Below are 435 nucleotides of genomic sequence, written 5' to 3'. Positions count from 1 at the left end.
CAACTGTCGTCCGTGACGGCCCCTTCCGGCTGTTCTTCTTCTCCCGTGAAGAGCCTCGCATCCATGTGCATGTGGCTCACCCCGATGGCGAGGCCAAGTTCTGGCTCACTCCCATCGTTCACCTCGCCACATCAACTGGCCTGTCCCCGAAGCAGATCACCGAGGCACAAGTCGTCGTTCAAGCTCACATCAAGGAAATCCAAGATGCCTGGCAACATCACTTCGGCGGCTGAAGTCACGCACATCTCCAAGCACGGCTTCTGGCTTCTGCTTGGCGACGAAGAGCTCCACCTGCCCTTCGATCAGTTCCCGTGGTTCAAACAGGCCACGGTGGATCAGATCACTACCGTCGAGCACCCCGCTCCGGACCACCTCTACTGGCCGTCGCTGGATGTTGACCTTTCGGTCAACTCCATCCGCAGGCCAGCAGACTTC

2 protein-coding genes are annotated in these 435 nt (G+C 59.1%); both read left to right on the top strand.

Annotated elements, in window-relative coordinates; genetic code table 11:
* The coding region (locus EYS42_RS16960; RefSeq protein ID WP_130969393.1) for a DUF4160 domain-containing protein at positions 1-233 on the top strand (233 nt) is incomplete at its 5' end.
* Positions 205-435: DUF2442 domain-containing protein (locus tag EYS42_RS16955; RefSeq protein WP_130969392.1), on the top strand; the 231-nt coding region annotated here is incomplete at its 3' end. The genes EYS42_RS16960 and EYS42_RS16955, both read left to right, overlap by 29 nt.

It is taken from the genome of Aquabacterium lacunae (assembly GCF_004310865.1).
In the GTDB taxonomy this organism is placed as follows: Bacteria; Pseudomonadota; Gammaproteobacteria; order Burkholderiales; family Burkholderiaceae_C; genus Aquabacterium; species Aquabacterium lacunae.
The sequence above is the reverse complement of the archived record's forward strand: the minus strand, read 5'-3'. Positions and strand labels throughout refer to the sequence as shown.